18 protein-coding genes are annotated in these 18,174 nt (G+C 42.1%); 10 read left to right on the forward strand and 8 right to left on the reverse strand.

Annotated features, from left to right (window positions below):
- Nucleotides 1-221: 221 nt before the first annotated feature.
- The 3 genes from Q0890_RS04425 to lspA all read left to right on the forward strand — a co-directional run bounded on the left by Q0890_RS04425 (nucleotide 222) and on the right by lspA (nucleotide 4,734).
- Nucleotides 222-893, forward strand: a complete 672-nt coding sequence (locus tag Q0890_RS04425; protein WP_299218076.1) for a GntR family transcriptional regulator — start codon at nucleotides 222-224, stop codon at nucleotides 891-893.
- Nucleotides 894-1,292: 399 nt separating this feature from the next.
- Complete coding sequence (ileS, locus tag Q0890_RS04430; protein WP_299218078.1) at nucleotides 1,293-4,115, forward strand: isoleucine--tRNA ligase; 2,823 nt, start codon at nucleotides 1,293-1,295, stop codon at nucleotides 4,113-4,115.
- Complete coding sequence (gene lspA, locus Q0890_RS04435) at nucleotides 4,108-4,734, forward strand: signal peptidase II (RefSeq protein WP_299218080.1); 627 nt, start codon at nucleotides 4,108-4,110, stop codon at nucleotides 4,732-4,734. Before ileS ends, lspA begins: the two co-directional genes overlap by 8 nt.
- A gap of 127 nt (nucleotides 4,735-4,861) precedes the next feature.
- Here lspA and Q0890_RS04440 read toward each other — a convergent pair whose 3' ends face one another.
- The gene (locus tag Q0890_RS04440) at nucleotides 4,862-5,473 is read right to left on the reverse strand and encodes a glutathione S-transferase family protein (RefSeq protein WP_299218082.1); all 612 of its coding nucleotides are present in this window, start codon (nucleotides 5,471-5,473) and stop codon (nucleotides 4,862-4,864) included.
- 177 nt (nucleotides 5,474-5,650) lie between these two features.
- Between Q0890_RS04440 and Q0890_RS04445 the strand changes: the two genes are divergently transcribed.
- Nucleotides 5,651-6,256, forward strand: coding sequence for an O-acetyl-ADP-ribose deacetylase (locus tag Q0890_RS04445; protein ID WP_299218084.1), 606 nt, complete (start codon nucleotides 5,651-5,653; stop codon nucleotides 6,254-6,256).
- Between the two features lie 9 nt (nucleotides 6,257-6,265).
- On the opposite strand, the gene Q0890_RS04450 is transcribed toward Q0890_RS04445, so the two are convergent.
- Nucleotides 6,266-6,925 carry a DUF1294 domain-containing protein gene (locus tag Q0890_RS04450; RefSeq protein WP_299218086.1) on the reverse strand — a complete coding sequence of 220 codons (660 nt, stop codon included), beginning with the start codon at nucleotides 6,923-6,925 and terminating at the stop codon, nucleotides 6,266-6,268.
- Nucleotides 6,926-7,076: 151 nt separating this feature from the next.
- Between Q0890_RS04450 and Q0890_RS04455 the strand changes: the two genes are divergently transcribed.
- The gene (locus Q0890_RS04455; protein WP_299218088.1) at nucleotides 7,077-7,574 is read left to right on the forward strand and encodes a peptidylprolyl isomerase; all 498 of its coding nucleotides are present in this window, start codon (nucleotides 7,077-7,079) and stop codon (nucleotides 7,572-7,574) included.
- A 50-nt stretch (nucleotides 7,575-7,624) separates the two neighbouring features.
- On the forward strand, nucleotides 7,625-8,665 hold the full coding sequence (locus tag Q0890_RS04460) for an aldo/keto reductase (protein ID WP_299218090.1): 1,041 nt from the start codon (nucleotides 7,625-7,627) through the stop codon (nucleotides 8,663-8,665).
- A gap of 131 nt (nucleotides 8,666-8,796) precedes the next feature.
- Here Q0890_RS04460 and Q0890_RS04465 read toward each other — a convergent pair whose 3' ends face one another.
- Nucleotides 8,797-9,597, reverse strand: a complete 801-nt coding sequence (locus Q0890_RS04465) for a 1-acyl-sn-glycerol-3-phosphate acyltransferase (RefSeq protein WP_299218091.1) — start codon at nucleotides 9,595-9,597, stop codon at nucleotides 8,797-8,799.
- 461 nt (nucleotides 9,598-10,058) lie between these two features.
- Between Q0890_RS04465 and hflX the strand changes: the two genes are divergently transcribed.
- From hflX to Q0890_RS04485, 4 genes are all read left to right on the forward strand, one after another.
- Nucleotides 10,059-11,510, forward strand: a complete 1,452-nt coding sequence (gene hflX / locus Q0890_RS04470) for a ribosome rescue GTPase HflX (protein WP_299218093.1) — start codon at nucleotides 10,059-10,061, stop codon at nucleotides 11,508-11,510.
- A 331-nt stretch (nucleotides 11,511-11,841) separates the two neighbouring features.
- Nucleotides 11,842-12,273, forward strand: coding sequence for a CidA/LrgA family protein (locus tag Q0890_RS04475; RefSeq protein ID WP_299218095.1), 432 nt, complete (start codon nucleotides 11,842-11,844; stop codon nucleotides 12,271-12,273).
- 19 nt (nucleotides 12,274-12,292) lie between these two features.
- A complete protein-coding gene (locus Q0890_RS04480) occupies nucleotides 12,293-12,982 on the forward strand; it encodes an LrgB family protein (protein ID WP_299218097.1) in 690 nt (229 codons plus the stop codon).
- 491 nt (nucleotides 12,983-13,473) lie between these two features.
- Nucleotides 13,474-14,289 carry a lytic transglycosylase domain-containing protein gene (locus tag Q0890_RS04485; RefSeq protein ID WP_299218099.1) on the forward strand — a complete coding sequence of 272 codons (816 nt, stop codon included), beginning with the start codon at nucleotides 13,474-13,476 and terminating at the stop codon, nucleotides 14,287-14,289.
- A gap of 170 nt (nucleotides 14,290-14,459) precedes the next feature.
- Here Q0890_RS04485 and tsf read toward each other — a convergent pair whose 3' ends face one another.
- From tsf to Q0890_RS04510, 5 genes are all read right to left on the reverse strand, one after another.
- Complete coding sequence (gene tsf / locus Q0890_RS04490) at nucleotides 14,460-15,341, reverse strand: translation elongation factor Ts (protein WP_299218101.1); 882 nt, start codon at nucleotides 15,339-15,341, stop codon at nucleotides 14,460-14,462.
- A 263-nt stretch (nucleotides 15,342-15,604) separates the two neighbouring features.
- Nucleotides 15,605-16,414 (reverse strand): 30S ribosomal protein S2, encoded by an 810-nt coding sequence (gene rpsB / locus Q0890_RS04495; RefSeq protein ID WP_299218103.1) that lies wholly within the window; start codon nucleotides 16,412-16,414, stop codon nucleotides 15,605-15,607.
- 410 nt (nucleotides 16,415-16,824) lie between these two features.
- Nucleotides 16,825-17,274, reverse strand: a complete 450-nt coding sequence (locus Q0890_RS04500) for a chemotaxis protein CheX (RefSeq protein WP_299218105.1) — start codon at nucleotides 17,272-17,274, stop codon at nucleotides 16,825-16,827.
- Nucleotides 17,275-17,315: 41 nt separating this feature from the next.
- The gene (locus tag Q0890_RS04505) at nucleotides 17,316-17,765 is read right to left on the reverse strand and encodes a chemotaxis protein CheX (RefSeq protein ID WP_299218107.1); all 450 of its coding nucleotides are present in this window, start codon (nucleotides 17,763-17,765) and stop codon (nucleotides 17,316-17,318) included.
- A 30-nt stretch (nucleotides 17,766-17,795) separates the two neighbouring features.
- Nucleotides 17,796-18,158 carry a response regulator gene (locus Q0890_RS04510; protein WP_299218108.1) on the reverse strand — a complete coding sequence of 121 codons (363 nt, stop codon included), beginning with the start codon at nucleotides 18,156-18,158 and terminating at the stop codon, nucleotides 17,796-17,798.
- Between the last annotated feature and the right edge of the window lie 16 nt (nucleotides 18,159-18,174).

Below are 18,174 nucleotides of genomic sequence, written 5' to 3' on the forward strand. Positions count from 1 at the left end.
CTATCTGTAAGTTTTGCTATTGGTTTCATTTTTCATTATTGGCTTTCGTGTTTTATTGTCCGCTTGTATACAATAATAGTTGTTAACAAACATTGTTAACTATTTTTGTTAACAAAACAATCAAAAAATTATAATATTTGTTGTAGAGCTAACAGCAGCACACTATAATTGCGCCTATGAATGTTATAAAAACCGAAAAAACAGCTTCTAGGATCGATGAGATGCCAGAGCAAACGATTATTAACTCAATCACTGCGGCAGTATCAGAGCAGCGGCTGCCTGCTGGAACAAAGCTGGGTGAACAGGTACTAAGCGATTTGTTTGACTGTAATAGAGCCAATGTCAGGCGAGCACTTTCTACGCTTGCTACGATGCATGTGGTGCAATTGCAGCCCAATCGAGGAGCATTTATCTCAACGCCCTCGCCCAAAGAAGCTGGTGATGTCTTTGAAGCGCGTCGAATGATTGAACGTATGCTGGCACGTAAAGTGATCGAAAATATTACGCCAGATGATATTGTTGATATGCGTGCTATCATAGCTACTGAAGCCAAAGCACGTGCAAATGGAGACAAGCCTGCTGAGCTGCGCTTATCACGTACGTTTCACATGCGTTTGGCGATGATCGCTGATAATCAAGTTTTAGAGCGGTTTTTGAGTGAGCTGACGTTACGTACCACCCTAATTATCGGCTTGTACAACATGGCTGGCTCATCCCACTGTGCTGAAGATGAGCATCTTGAGATAGTTCAAGCTATTGAAGATAAAGATGAAGAACGTCTGTTGCTATTGATTGACCAGCACTTAAATCATTTAGAGGCTGGACTTGATTTTAAAACTTCTACAAAACCTTTTTTCAATTTGGCAGAGCATTTAACCATCATACCTGTTTGAAGGAATAAAAAAGCCTGTGATACAGCCAAATGATAATATTGCAGGTATTCTCCGTCTCTTATGCCAAACCTTTTCTTCTATTCATACAACAGTTTGCTGACTGCGCGGTCTATACTGGCATTCTGTTGTAAGCTACACCGAAATCTAACCTTTTAGCCTATTGTCATGGCAAGATACTTAACTATAACTCAAGCCTTCACACCATTTTTGTCCTAATAATCGCTTGATGTTGTCGGTTAGCCCCATGCATGATAGCCCCTATTTTTAGTCCCTCTTTTACCCTATAATGAGTAGCTTTGATTTTGCTAAACCTGTCTGCTGGTTTATAAGTCACCACATAATATATTCCATCCCAACCCTTATCTTTCCACTGTATAAATAGAGACAAAGACGAAGACTATGACCGAATCTATCGACTATAAAGACACACTAAATCTTGCTGACACACCTTTTGCCATGCGTGCAAATCTTGCCAAACGTGAACCTGATTGGCTTGCAGCATGGGAAGCTGACGATGTGTACGGTAAAATTCGTCAAGCACGTATAGGCGCAACCAAGTATATTTTGCATGATGGCCCTCCCTACGCAAACGGTCAGATTCATTTAGGTCATGCAGTCAACAAAGTGCTTAAAGACATTATCGTTAAATCAAAAACGCTATCAGGCTTTGATGCGCCTTATGTGCCCGGTTGGGACTGTCATGGTTTGCCTATCGAGCAAAAGGTGGAAGCCAAAATCGGTAAAGTCGGACAAAAAGTCTCTGCCACTGAATTCCGTGGTCTGTGTCGTGAATACGCAAGCACGCAGATTGAATTGCAAAAAGCGGACTTTAAGCGTCTAGGGGTATTTGGTGATTGGGATAACCCTTATCTAACCATGAACTTTGCGCAAGAAGCTAATATCGTACGCGCACTGGCTAAAATATACGACAATGGTCATGTGACCCGCGGCATGAAGCCTGTGAACTGGTGCTTGGATTGTAGCTCTGCCTTAGCTGAAGCAGAAGTTGAATATCAAGATAAAGTCTCTGACGCTATCTATGTCAGCTTTGATGTTTTGGATACCGAAAAGGTTACGGCGCTAAGTGAAATTGATGGCAACATTGCCGCTGTCATTTGGACAACCACGCCGTGGACGCTACCTGCTAACCAAGCGATTTCAGTACATCCTGAGCATGACTATAGTATAGTCGCAACTGAAAAAGGTAATTTTCTCTTCGCGACTGATCTGGTTGAAACCGCATTAACCGAGCTTAAACTCAGTGATGAAGGCGTATTGGCTACCGTATCAGGACGCGAGCTTGAAGGCTTGCGTGCTCAGCATCCCTTGATTGTAGATCGTCAAGTACCGTTTATCTTAGGCGATCACGTGACTACCGATAGTGGTACAGGTCTGGTACATACTGCTCCTGGTCACGGTCTTGACGATTATATCGTGGGCCTTAAGTATAACTTACCAGTTGAAAACCCAGTGGGCGGTACGGGCGTGTATTTGGACAGCGCGGCGGTATTCGCCGGTGAGCACATTTATAAAGCCAATCCAAAGATCATCGCCACTTTGCATGACAACGGTCATCTCGTTAGTCATACCAAGATTGAACACAGCTATCCGCATTGCTGGCGCCATAAGTCGCCCATTATCTTTCGCGCAACGCCGCAGTGGTTTATCAACATGGAGACCAAAGGTTTACGCGAGCGAGCGCTTGCCGATATCCCATCAGTCAATTGGACGCCAGCTTGGGGGCAAAACCGCATTGAATCTATGATGACAGGTCGCCCTGACTGGTGCATCTCACGTCAGCGCACCTGGGGCGTACCGATTGCCTTTTTTACTCATAAAGAAACAGGCGAGCTGCATCCAAAGACGCTTGAGCTGATGGAGATGGCCGCACAAAACATCGCCAAAGGTGGCGTTGAAGCTTGGTTTGATGCCAGCTGTAAAGACTATCTAGGCGATGAAGCTGCTGATTACGACAAGTCTACTGACACCTTAGACGTTTGGTTTGACTCAGGGACGACGCATTTTGCGGTACTTGAACAGCGTGATGAATTGACCAACCCCGCTGATATGTATCTAGAAGGCTCTGATCAGCATCGCGGTTGGTTCCAGACTTCACTATTAACGTCTGAAGCAATGTACGAGCGCCCACCGTTTAAGCAAGTATTGACCCACGGCTTTGTCGTTGATGAAAACGGCCGCAAGATGAGTAAGTCACTTGGCAATATCATTACGCCACAAGACGAGATTAATAAAACAGGCGCAGATATGCTGCGTTTGTGGATCGCCTCTAGCGACTATCGCTATGAGATGAGCGCAGGTAAGACGGTGTTTAAAGGCGCAATCGACATGTATCGCCGTATCCGTAATACCTTGCGTTTTTTGCTTGCCAATACCGACGACTTTAATCCTCAGACTAATAGCATTGCTATGGACGAGCTGGTCAGCCTTGATAAATTTATTATTAAACGTACGCAAGCGGTACAAGCACAAATTGTCAGTGCTTATGATGCCATGGACTTTCACCAAGTCACCCAGCATATTGCCGCGTTTTGTTCGCAAGACTTGGGCAGCTTCTATTTAGATATTATTAAAGACCGTCAGTACACCACTCAAACTGACGGACAGCCGCGCCGCTCTGCGCAAACCGCTATTTATCATATTGCTCATGCACTCATTCGCTGGATTACGCCGATTTTGTCGTTTACTGCTCAAGAAGCTTGGGAAGTATTGCAAGGTAAAAACGGGCAAGACGCCGGCTATGTGTTTACCCAAGAATGGTACGAGTTCCCAGCATTCGAGCTCAGTGCCATCAGTAGTGAGGACTGGCAACGTATCATGCAAGCCAAAGACATGGTCAATAAAAACATCGAGACTGCACGCGGCGATAAGATCATTAATGCTAATTTGTCCGCTGACGTCACCCTGTATGCCGATGGCGCGATGCATGAGAGCCTAGCAAAACTTGGTGAAGAATTGCGGTTTGTATTGATTACCAGTAAAGCGACTTTGGCTCCGATAGCTAAAGCGCCTAACGATGCTAAGCAAACAGAAGACAGCTCATCAGCCGACTTGACTGTCAATGTGAGCGCGGCTACTGGCACAAAATGTGTGCGCTGCTGGCATATCCGTGATGACATCGGTACAGATCCAGCACACCCTGAATTATGTGCGCGCTGCGTAACCAACGTCGCAGGCGATGGCGAGGTGCGTCACTATGCCTAATCCAACGGACTCAACTGAAAACCAGTCGCCACAGGTTGAGGCCGACGGATCACCCAAACCTGCACATGCAACTACGGGTAGTTCATCAACGCCCAAAGGACGCTTGACTAAAACACCAAAAGTTATCGCAAATGGCAGTCGTGCCTTTATGTGGTATTTGCTGTCGCTTGCTGTGCTTGTCGTTGATCAATGGACAAAATGGCTAGCTGAAACTAAGCTGACTTTCCATGAGCCCGTACCCGTTATCGAGCCGTTTCTTAATTGGACCTTAGCATACAATTATGGCGCTGCTTTTAGCTTTTTGGCCGATGCTGGCGGTTGGCAAAAGTGGTTTTTTGCGGGCCTTGCATTGATCATGTCGCTGTTTTTAATCGGCTACCTGATAAAAGCCCCACGCCAAGCCAAGCTGCTATCTACAGGTCTAGCACTGGTACTTGGCGGTGCGGTTGGTAATCTAATCGATCGCTTGCTACATGGTCATGTGATTGATTTTATCCATGTGCATAATGCGGATGTCTGGCATTATCCGATATTTAACATTGCTGATATGGGTATTAGCATTGGCGTGGCATTGATTGTCATTGATATGCTGTTTTTAGAAAAGAAGCGTGAAGTTTAGCAATTATAATCGTAGATAGTTTTTAGATTTGGCAGGTGGGTTTACGAGTACGTAACCCACCTTTTCTTTTACCTGTTATTTTCGATAAGTTAAGGTGTTGGAGCTGCTCTTGCTATACGTTATTATTTTACCTACCATGAAACTTTTCCCGCTTTGATAACTTCTTAAGATAAGCCTTGATATGCTCGGGTAATTCACCTCCCAACATTTTTACCCATGAAAACAGCTGATGATAATAAATGTCTGCCAGCGTAAAGCTGTCCCCTGCTATATAGTCCTGCCCGTCTAACCAAGCGTAAGCAATGGGTAGCGCATTTTGGATACACTTCATGCAGTTATCAGCCGTACCCTCAGGCCAGCTCTCAAAGTTTTGTAAAACTTTAATTTTGGTCAATATCCATAGATAACTTTCCAGCTCAATCATGCCAAAGGAGATGACTTGACGCAGTTTATAGTTTTTCTCTGCGTAACTCTCATCGTCTTTGTTAGGTGTGAGTGGTTTATCAGGATGCAAGTCATTAAGGTATTCAATGATAGCCAAAGATTCTGTAAATACTTTGTCATTATGAATTAATGCTGGGATTTTTCCAAAAGGATTGATTGCTAGGAACTCAGGACTTCTTTGTTCACTCTTTTTGGCATCTATCTCTTTAACTTCATAATCTAGGTCAAGCTCGCTTAGTGCCCAAATCACAGTCTCTGCTCGACTTGGCTGAGTATATTTGTACAGAGTAATCATTATAATCTACCTTGTTATGATTAAAGTCCATTTATCTGTTTCGTTGTTTATAGATCTATAGAATTGAGCTGATAAAATACAACTTATTATAACCATATAACATACAAGCAAACGATGGAAAATAATTTAGAATAAGTTATAAAATAATATTATTGAACTAATAAAAAGGTTTTTTCTATGTCAAACACTCAATCAAGACCTATTTATCAAAAGAAAATTTCTGCTTCTAAAAATCCTAATATTGAGCCCTCTAATGCTGTGACTTTGTCAGTATTACAGGCGGACATCACCTCCTTAAACGTCGATGCCATTGTTAATGCTGCCAACTCAAGTTTGCTTGGTGGCGGCGGTGTCGATGGTGCAATTCATCGGGCAGCGGGACCTAAGCTACTTGAGTATTGCCGTACATTAAATGGCTGCCAGACTGGCGATGCTAAAATCAGTCCAGCATTTGACTTGCCCTCCCAGTATGTGATTCATACTGTAGGCCCTGTTTGGCATGGCGGTCGTAGTAACGAACAAGCACTACTTGCCAGCTGTTATCGAAAATCTTTAGAATTGGCAACTCAAAAAGGTCTCACCAGTATTGCCTTTCCATCTATTAGTACAGGCGTCTACGGTTACCCCATTGATAAAGCGGCCAAAGTCGCAATTGATACGGTCAAAGAGTACGCGCAAAACGGTTTAGAACCACTGGATGATTTTTCAATACGTGAAGTGATTTTTTGCTGTTTTTCAGCCTCAGATGCAGCCGTTTATGAGCGAATACTGGCGCAAATTTAAACCAACGCTCTACAATAACTCGGTTAAAAACTCTAAGCTGTCGCCCATGATGACAAAGAGCAGCCCTGCTAAATTGATAATGACCGTCAGATAATAGGTCATACGAAACTCAGGCTTTTGTGATTTGTGTCGCAAATACGTCTGTGCGACCATCGCTCCGACCCAGCCACCAAGCATGCTAAGCAGGTGCAGCGTTGATTCAGGCGTACGCCAATCGCCACTTTGGGCTGCGGCTTTATCTTTGGCATACATTATATAAGTAATAAATCCTAGTGCTATATACCATGCAACCACCAGCCAACTTATCTCACTGGTCAATGCAAGTAGTATAAGCACGCCATAAAAACCGATACCCAAGAGCAAACGTTTTTTTTGCCCATCCTCAAACTCAGCTTGTGCCGTGCGTTGTTGATTACGTTTACGGATTTGACTGTTTTTCTTCGCCATCTGTTGTTGTAAATATTCAAGCTCTTGTACTTGTCTTGCCTGCATACGACCTTGGTCGTCTTGCCCGACCGTAAAGATGACAGACTCACCAATCTTAGGGCGACGCTGTGCTTTAAATTCACTGATATGAAAAAATACGGACTCATCATTATCAGTATTAATAAAGCCAAAACCTTTATCGTCTTGCCATTTTTTAATCGTGCCCTGTTGCCTATCTGCCATCTGTTTTTGCCTCTGTATTAAACAGTCAAATATTGTACACTATTTAGGTTACATTATTAACGCTTACATTAATGGTTAATTGTCTTATCATTTCTTACACTATACACATCAAATAATTCCTCATTACTTTTATGACTAATGGCGCCTGATTATGACTGACTCCCAATTTATCAATCCAAATGAAGACACACGTATTACTCACGGCAGCCTTGTTAAGCTTCATTTTGAAGTGTCTCTAGAGAACGGTACCATCGTTGACTCAACCTTTCATCGTGATTCACCTGTCAAGCTTACCATCGGCGATGAGAGTTTAATGCCAGGTTTTGAGCAGGTACTGATGAATCTACGTGCAGGTGACACTCGCTCAGCCCATCTTGAGCCTGAGCAGGCTTTTGGTGAATGGAATCCTGAAAACATCCAGCTCTTTAGACGCACTCAGTTCGCTTTAGTCACTGATAATCCAGAAGTTGGCATGTTGGTCGAATTTGAAGACAAAGGCAAAAACACCTTGCCAGGTACGATCAGTACCATCAATGACGATGAGATAGAGGTGGACTTCAATCATCCTCTTGCTGGTCAATCCGTGCTGTTTAAGGTCAAAGTTTTTAAAGTTACCCCACCTGGGGTGACTGGCGTCCAACTAATGTAATAATGAAACGTACTCTAGAGAACAAAAACAATCTTCAAAAGGACATTTATATGCAATATCAGACGCTTCCACAAATCGATGAACAAGTCTCTAAAATCTGTCTAGGTACGATGACTTGGGGCCAACAGAACACTGAAACTGAAGCACACGCGCAAATGGACATGGCGCTCAGCGAAGGGGTAAACTTTTGGGATACAGCTGAGATGTACCCATCACCACCAGACAAAGATAAGCAAGGTGACACAGAGCGTTACGTCGGTACGTGGTTTAACCAAACCAAACAGCGTGACAAGGTCATACTTGCCAGCAAAATGTCACCGATGAGCTTTTTGCGTGACGGTCAAACGCGTTTTAATGCTGAGCAAATCAGTAGCGCGATTGATAGTAATCTTGAGCGTCTACAAACAGATTATATCGACATCTACCAGTTGCATTGGCCTGAACGCCAATCCAACTACTTTGGACAGCGTGGTTATACTGAAGATATGGCAGCGCAGCCACTAGAAGACCTCACGCCGTTTTTGGAAACCATCAGTGCTTTAAATGATGAAATTAAAAAAGGTCGTATTCGTGCTTATGGGCTATCGAATGATACTGCTTGGGGTCTAATGCGCTATTTATGGGAAGCGGATAAAAATGGACTAAAAGCGCCGATTACGGTACAAAACCCGTACAGCCTACTTAACCGCTTATATGAAGTAGGCATGGCGGAGATTGCACACCGCTCAAACGTTGGTCTGCTCGCCTACTCTCCGCTTGGCTTTGGCGTCCTATCAGGTAAGTATTTGGATGGTAAACGTCCAGAAGGCGCTCGTCTGACGAAATATGATCGTTTTGAGCGCTATGTTAATGAGCAAGCACAAGAAGCAACCGCCCAGTACGCTAAGATAGCCGCAGATGCAGGCTTAGATATGGCACAGATGGCACTGGCCTTTGTTAACTCACGCTCATTTGTCACTAGTAATATCATTGGGGCCACCAACCTTGAGCAGCTAAAGTCAAATATTGACAGTATTCATTTGACCTTAACCACTGATGTACTAGATGCCATAGAAGCGGTACAGACGCGTCAGCCTAATCCGTCTCCATAAACCGCTTATACTAGTATTTACACTACTAATATGATGTTATCTATCGCTGACATCAAAAGGCGCAAATCGCTATAATGATGGCGATTTGCGCCTTTTCTTATGCTATCCCTATCAAGATTAGACATAAAGTCTTAAGCGTTAGGTGACGTGCTAAGTACTCTTGAGTGTAATTCAGTCAAACCCTCTTGCATACGCTTTTGTAGCTCGTTGGTCAGCTCACTCTTACTGCAGCCGTTTGGATCTAATGGTTCAAGTGGTAGTACATAAGCGGTCACGTTTTTACTATCAAGGACCCGTTTAATACTGTCTTTCATCGTAAGCTTGCCATAATAAGGCAGTGCTTCACTTAAGGTACCATCTTGATTAACATAGCATAGTACAAGCGGTTGAATCGGTACATCCGCGTCGATTGCTGCTTGTAATAAAGTACCGTGAATACGCTTCACTTTTTTGCCATCAGTGGTGGTCGCTTCAGGAAAGAATATAACTGAAAAACCTTCATTTAAAAAACTGGCAATTTGCGTTGTTACTGAGCCTACATCGCCAGAGCCACGCTTAATGAACACTGTGCCTGCTGCATGGACAAGCTTACCAAAGATAGGCCAATCGCCAATCTCTGCCTTTGACAAAAAGAAAGCGGGACTCACTGTACCAACTACAGGGATATCCATCCACGAAACATGGTTAGATACCCATAGGCCGTGATACTGCGGCACAGGCTCAACCTGGACAATCTTGACACCGAAAGAGCCTGCCATCTTGCGACAAAAAGTCTGAATATAGCGTGGTAGCGTCTCACGTGGTGGTTCACGAAAAGCACCAATACGCTGTGCTGTACGCATACCGCCTGCGATAGTCGTCGTCATGCCAGCTATTTTTTTGCCGCGGCCCACTTGCTTTCTGAGCGAAAACTTTGATTTAGATTGGCTCATCTGTGCCCCTCATGATTAGATAACGGTTTAAACAATTACCTGAACAAATTAATACTTAGATAAATGAAAATGTTGATTCAGCCTAAAGATTAATACCCTTATATGAAGGACAAACTTAAGCCAAAAAACGAGGTAAGTATAACAAAGTTTTGTGAGTCAGTGACGATTTGTTCACTCAGTCTTCTTATGCTACTTTGGAACCAGTACGTTCTTCGTTTTCTCAAGATTTAATACCATTTTATCAGCCGTTTTTATATTTATTGCTAAAAAAGTTGAGATAACAATATCATCGATAGCAAGTCATCCTAAAAGCGCTGTAACATAAAATCATCGCTAATTATTTTTATACGCTTTAATATCAAGACATCAGACCACATATAGACCTTAACTGAACGCTGCTGACATGCTATATTTTTATACAATAGTAGCGGTTTATTTACTCTATTCAGAGGTGAGAATTTTTGGAATATTTTGAAAGACACTCAGGTGGCGAGCGTGCCATTATCGTACATTTAGACATTCGTCAAATCCAAGATCCTGATGATCTAGGCGAATTTGAGTTGTTGGCAGATTCGGCAGGGGCTGATCGACTGGCCCTAGTCACTGGGTCACGTTCAAGACCCGATGCCAAATACTTCGTTGGCAGCGGTAAAGCTGAAGAAATCGCTGAGCTGGTTCGTGAACACGATGCTGATATTGTCCTGTTTAATCACAATTTATCGCCCTCGCAAGAGCGTAATATTGAGACCCTAGTAAAATGCCGCGTCCTTGATCGTACGGGTTTAATTTTAGACATTTTTGCTCAGCGTGCGCGTACTTATGAAGGTAAGCTGCAAGTGGAGCTTGCGCAGTTAAACCACTTGTCTACTCGCTTGGTACGCGGTTGGACGCATTTGGAGCGCCAAAAGGGCGGTATTGGTCTGCGCGGGCCAGGTGAGACTCAGCTTGAGACCGATCGCCGTTTGTTACAGACGCGCGTCAATCAGCTGAAAAATAAGCTCGATAAAGTAAAGCAAACTCGTGCTCAAGGTCGCGCTAAACGTCAAAAGTCGGATGTACCTACCATCTCTTTGGTTGGCTATACCAACGCCGGTAAGTCGACCTTGTTTAACCGTTTGGTTGATGAAAACATCTATGCCGCAGATCAGCTTTTTGCAACCCTAGACCCTACGCTGCGCCGCTTAGACTGGCAAGGTGTTGGTCGGGTCGTGCTTGTTGATACGGTAGGTTTTGTTCGTCATCTGCCGCATGAGTTAGTAGAGTCGTTTCATGCAACCTTAGAGGAGACGCTAGAGGCCGATTTGTTATTACATGTTATTGATTCCTCTAGCGAAGATATGCATGAGCAAATTCAAGCTGTCAAAGATGTCTTGGCTGAGATTGATAACGATGTTCCTGTACTCAATGTTTATAACAAGATCGATTTAACCGATGAGCCTGCCCATATAGGTTATGCAACTGAAGGTAAACCCAACCGCGTTTATGTGTCTTCAAAAGATAACTTAGGTATGGAAGAGCTGTCACTTGCTGTGCAACAGCTATTGACGGGCACATTGACAACGTTTGACTTGACGCTTCCTTATCATGCCGGTCAGCTCAAAAACACACTCTATGAGTTGGGAGTTATTCAAGCAGAAAGCTACGATGATACAGGACATGAATGCTTAACCATTCGTCTGCCAAGTGATAGGCTCAAGCAAATATTAGGGCAAGCAAACTTGTCACCGATCGATGTCTTACCGTTAGCACAAGCAACCCTGCTGATGCCTACGCTTGAGCCATTTGAAGAAGCTATTAACGCTGAGCAAGCAACGACTATTAATAGTGATGATGGTTTTGGAAATACGGATGGTCAAGATATCAATGAGCCTGTTGATATTGATGACTCCTCAACGACTGATTCATCATCTTAGCCAGTTAAACAAGGTATGTAGACTTGGACTAAAAACGGCCTGTATCTGCGATGTTTGCGTGTACAGGCCTTTTTAAGTCATTTTTATTGTTTGGCGAACAAGTATTTTTGCCTTATTAATGTGCTCAAACCTTACCAGTTAAATCTGTGCATTCAGCGAGGTTTATTAGTTTATTCAATATGTATATAATCAATCGCAAAGTCAATAAAGCGTCTGGTTATCTTTGTATAGTACTTACTGCTCTATGCTATAACGCTTTTTTCTGTGCCAACAATGCAACTTCTACCTTATTGCCAACACTGACTGATTGCTATTTTGGCAAGGATTGTTTATGAAAGCTACCCACTCCTCGTCTATGCCGCCATGGATTGCATTAATAATTACACTATCTATGGTCATTATTGTCCGTGAAACAGCCGTTGTTGTTTGTCAGTGGGCGGGTATTGAAAAAGCAGCCAATATAGTCGGCTTGGTAGCGATGTTTTTTATTCTTGTAGCATGGCGGATACTCAAAGGTTTACCTAACTGGCTGACCAGAGCCAGTAACACGCTACTGGTTGATAGTGGCTTTGCATTTTTGCCAATATCAGCTGGCGCAGGTTTACTGCTTTTTGCGTTAGGTGATGAGCTATGGGGGGTCATGCTAACCATGTTGATTAGTACGCTGATACCTCTTTGGGGGCTTGGCCTACTTGCCAATCGTTGGTTAAGTCGTGATGTAAGTATCAATGACGACACTATTACTGAGCATAAAAAGCCATAATAGGCTTAGGAGAGACAGCATGAGCTTTGATAGTGTATTGATGGCTACCTTGGCAGCGATATTACTCACCTTAGCCGCACACGTTATTGCTCGCGTATTAGCAAGGAAGATATCTTGGTTACCAATGGTCATTACTGCACTCGTCTTAGTCATTGTATTTTTATTTATTTCACGGTGGAATTACAATGATTATTATAGTGTTGCCAAACCTGTCTTTGACCATTTATTAGGTTACGTCACCGTATTGTTGGCTGTGCCACTAGCCGCTATGAGCTTTAAAGGGTTACCTGTTAAAAGCTTGACCATCATTGTAATCATCGCTAGTGTGGTCGGCGCCCTCCTACCCATGTCATTGGCTTATCTATTTTCGTTAAGCCATGACACCTTATTAGCCTTCGCCACCCGTTCTGTAACGACCCCTATTGGCCTTAGTGTGGCAGATTTGATAAAAGCGCCTTTAGCAATGGCCAACTTAATTATCATTGTGTCAGGTTTAATAGGCGGCATGCTGGCTCGGTTTTTGTTTCGTGGTATAGACGATGACCGTGCTAAAGGCTTAGCATTAGGATTGGCCGCTCATGCGTTTGGTACAGTAGAAGCTTGGCAAATCAGTCATACCGCTGGACGTTATGCTGCTTTTGGACTGGCAGTCAACGGTTTACTAACAGCAGTTTGGGTGCCTATCTTTATCAGTGCCTTAGGCATCTAAATTTTGGTGCTTATAAAGCATATAAGGTTAATCAACCTTAAACTCAGTCACTTTTAAAACCAGTCACTCGCAAACCCGATATGTGTCTTATTCTTAAAAACTTATGTCTATCAGAAATGACTAAACCTATATAACTGTTTGTCTTTCGCTTGTCCTTATAGCCTTGTAATCAGATTATAAGTAAACGTATTTATCAGTTTCATTCAAAATAAAGATAACGTTAATGTTTGATTTTTCTAAATATTTATTAAAAATATTTAGTGTTTATTCTAGATCAAGGTTATAGGGTTAAAAGTTATTTTATGATATAGTAAGCAACTATTATCTTTTGTATCTATTGCAAGTGATTTTGGTTAGACGTAATTTTGTTGGCTATTTATGGCAGTCATTGGTGTGACAATCTTTAGATACTAATAATGGCCTTATTAAATAAAACACTACGCCTATAAGCAGAGTAATTTGCTGTTATTCGATAAAAAGTGATATTTTCTATGATAAAAATTGCCCCTCTATTTAACCGTTTTCTGTCTCCTTTTATGTTGACTGCTATCACTCTATCTACCCTTTCGGTTACCGCTCAAGCTGGTAACATGTACATATATAAAGATAAGGGTGGCCAAGTTCTACTTACGAACGTCAATCCGACTGGTAATTTTGATAAGTTTACTAAAAAAGTAAAAGTGACTTATTATAAAGATTCAAAGATGTATGACGGTGATAGTAGTAGTAATAGCTATGGCAGTAGCTCTGCTAGCAAAAGTGGTAGTCGCGATGCTTATGATAGCTATATTCGTGCCTCTGCTACTCGGCATGGCGTTGATCCAGGCCTAATGAAAGCGATGATGCACACTGAGTCAGCTTTTAATCCCAATGCTCGTTCTCCTGTGGGAGCGCAAGGTCTTATGCAATTGATGCCTGCTACTGCCAGTCGCTTCAAAGTCAGCAATCCTTGGAATCCTGCTGACAATATTGAAGGCTCAGCTAAATACATTGCTTGGCTTATGCGCCGTTTTAACAACAATATAGAGTTTGCGATAGCAGGTTACAATGCTGGAGAAGGTAACGTCGATAAATACAATGGTATACCACCTTTTAAAGAAACTCGCAACTACGTCAAAAAAGTGATGAGTCGTTACCATAGCTTATATAAAAACGACTCAGGTCTGTCTGATAATACTATGAGCGCTAATAATGCTACTGTTAATAGCAACAACAATAGTGGTGGGATACAAACTGTCAGTTACGGCACTAGCAACAACAGTGGCAGTGCCAGTTATGCCAATTCCGCCTACGCCGCTTTGCGCTGATGTTAAAAATAAGACATATATTTAAATATTAAAACCTGTACACAAAAAAGCCCGCTCATCTATTAGCGGGCTTTTTTATTTTAGGATCTAAATACAGTCAGTTGGTGGATGCTAAATACAAACTTATTGCTTATTTAGCATCCACCTCGACCTGTAATATATTTTAAAGCTTACTTGTTAGCAGCTTGGGTCGCAGCAACTTCAGCAGCAAAGTCTTCTTGCTTTTTCTCGATGCCTTCGCCAACTTCTAGACGTTTAAAGCCAAGTACTTTTACACCCTCAGCTTTTAGTACATCGCCTACTTTTTTGTCATTGTCCATGACGTATGGTTGACGTAGTAAGGTTACTTCGTCTAGGTACTTACGTAGACCACCTTCGATCATTTTTTCAACGATGTTATCAGGCTTGCCAGATTCTTTAGCTTTTGCTTCGATAATGTCTTTCTCGCGTGCTAGTACGTCAGCTGAGACGTCTTCATCATTGACAGCAACAGGGTTGAACGCTGCGATGTGCATGGCAAGGTTTTTGCCAGTTTCTTCATTGCCGCCTTCATACGATACCACAACACCGATACGTAGACCGTGACGGTATGATGCGATATTGTCGCCTTCAATAGTTTCAACACGGCGAACCTGAATGTTTTCACCGATTTTCTGTACTAAAGACACACGTGCTTCTTCAACTGTTTGACCGTCACCATAAGGCAATTCAGAGATTTTAGCTACGTCAGTCACGTTGTTTTCTAGAGCAAGGTTTGCAACTTTTTCTGCAAACGCTGTGAAGCTATCATCTTTTGCTACAAAGTCAGTTTGGCAGTTCACTTCCAACAAAAATGCTTTTTTGTCACCTTGAGCAATGATAATAGCACCGTCAGCTGCGATGTTACCTGCTTTCTTAGCCGCTTTCGCTTGACCAGACTTACGCAAGTTATCGATAGCAACTTCGACATCACCATTTGCTTCTTGCAGGGCTTTTTTACATTCCATCATGCCAAGACCAGTACGGTCACGCAATTCTTTTACCATTTTGGCAGATACTTTTACTTCTGACATAAGAGTTACCTTAGTATTGTTATGTATGAGGAGCTTAACGTCGCTGATGTTTTACTATTTACGAGCTATGTATAACAAGGGAAACATAGACAGTTATACTTAGTTGTGAAAGAGCTATCCATCAACAACAAAGCATGACGAGTCAAACTGCATCATGCCTATTGTAAGCTTATATGTTGTTAATAACCTGATATGAATATAGGGATATAGACAGATACACTATCAAAATATCCTTTCAACGTTAGACCTTAACGAGCAGTCATTTATTCTGCTGGCGTTGTAGCGTCTGCGTTATCTTCAGCTGGTGCTTCTTCAGTTGTAGAAGCTTGCTGTGCAGTTTGCTCTTGGTCAGCTTTGCCACCAGCTTGAGTCTGTGCATACTCTTTACCAGCGATAATCGCATCAGCAATAGAAGATACATACAAAGTCACAGCGCGAATAGCATCGTCGTTTGCTGGAATAATATAATCAACGTTGTCTGGATTAGAGTTTGTATCAACAATACCGATAACTGGAATACCTAGGTTCTTAGCTTCTTTGATCGCGATCGCTTCATGATCGACGTCAACGACGAAGATTGCATCAGGTAGGCCGCCCATATCTTTGATACCACCTAATGAACGCTCAAGTTTTTCCATATCACGAGTACGCTCTAACGCTTCACGCTTAGTAAGCTTAGCAAACGTACCGTCTTCGCTTTGCTTCTCAAGCTCTTTTAGACGAGTGATTGACTGACGTAGTGTTTTCCAGTTAGTCAACATACCACCTAACCAGCGGTGATCAACATATGGCATACCAGCGCGTCTAGCTTGCTCACGAATGATACCGCTAGCAGCGCGTTTAGTACCAACAAACAATACTTTGTTTTTCTTAGCAGCTAAGCCGTTTACATAAGTCAATGCTTCATTAAATGCTTTGACAGTATGCTCTAGGTTGATGATGTGAATTTTGTTGCGTGCACCAAAGATGTAAGGACCCATTTTTGGATTCCAAAAACGTGTCTGGTGACCGAAGTGAGCGCCAGCTTGTAATAAGTCGCGCATCTCAATTTTGGTTGGATTGTTTGTAGCCATGTTAAATATCCTATTGGTTGGGTTATGCCTCCACATCACAAAAACTACCTATTTAGCGACACGCATTTGCTTACGTTACACACTATATCAATGCAACGTCGTAATACTCCACTGTATGCAAATTAATCAAGTCACCAAACACCCAGTAATTTTTTACCATGATGTGTGTGTCATTGGTTGATTTAAAAATTAAGCTATTACTTAAAAAAAGTATATTCTAAAAATAGCTGCGCTGTATTTTATCATAACTGCCTATCAATTATAAACAATTACTTTGACGATATGTGTTACATACTTAAATAACAGACAATAAAACCAATGACTTATTAAGAGAACACAAAAAATCAAACAAGCATAAAAAAACGACGCGTATACGTCGTTTTTTGATGATGGCCAATTTATTGATTAGCTTAAGCGATACAAATACCTATGACTGCTTCATAACCACGCCATGTAAAATTGGTAATATAACTATGACGCTCTTTTGGCAAATAAGACACACTTGGTGCACCTTGAACAATATGAGGCGGTGAGATAATAAACTCTGGACCAAATTCGGTACGAGCATTACCAGATATCGTATTGGCCATTTCACCAAGTAAGTCCTTCATCATTGTAATCGATGAGTCAGGCTCACCCATTATTTTGATCACTTGGCGCAGCATATTGCTGGGAGCGCTCACATAAACGCAGCCTTCAAGAGGACCTGATATTTCGATAACACCGCTATAATCATAACCGATAGTGCTTTTGTTGTTATTCAAATAAGGGGTGTTAATAGCCACTTGTGCGTCATCAATTTGTGCAAAAAATGCATTAATCGAACTTAGGAACACACCTAACTTTTCTACTTTAACCATAATATATTATTGTCCATATCCAACACATGTCAGCAACATAATTAATCCTGCAGACAAACTACAATTTCGCCAACTTGCGATAGCCAAGTAATAGGAATAATAAAGGAACGTTCATCGCTAGGTAATACAATACTTTGCGGTGCGCCTTTAAATACGAATGGGACAGAGATATGAAACTCGGCTCCAAACTCATTGCGTGCATTACCGGCGATAGTATTAGCCACTTCGCCAGCTAGATCCATGTAAATCTCTTCACTATTTTCAGTTTCGCCCATACTGTTTAATAAAGAAGTCAGTAACTCGCGTGTTGCTGAAAAATACACCACACCTTTTTGGACGCCTGATATTCCAATCACACCTGTATAGTCGTGAACTTTTGGCTGTTTGTTTTCTAACAAATAAGGCGTATCAGCGATGAGTTCTGAACCACCGAACTGATTAAAATAGTTACTAATAATGTTCAAAAAAATCTGTAGCTTTTGTTCTTTCATAATGACATCTGCTTAGGTCGTTAGGTGATATTAGTCTTGCACCAGCTCATATAAAGACTCTACGAGATCTTCTTCTGAAAAAGGTTTACATAAAAACCCACTAGCACCAAGCGATAATGCTTCGATGCCCGTAGATTTATCTGACAATGCCGATACCACCAAAATTCGTACATCAGGATCAATAGCGATGATCTTTTCAATGCATTCAAGACCATCCATCTGTGGCATGGTTAAATCCATAGTAATGACATCAGGACGATGCGTATTGAACTTCTCAATAGCTTGAACACCGCTGGTTGCCGACGCAACCAACATAAAGTTCCCTGAGTCATAAGCCCGCTGGATGCGGTTTCGAATGATATTGGAATCATCAACAATCATTAGTTTATACATAACGTATTTATTATCC

The organism is uncultured Psychrobacter sp. (assembly GCF_947488565.1).
Lineage (GTDB): Bacteria > Pseudomonadota > Gammaproteobacteria > Pseudomonadales > Moraxellaceae > Psychrobacter > Psychrobacter saeujeotis.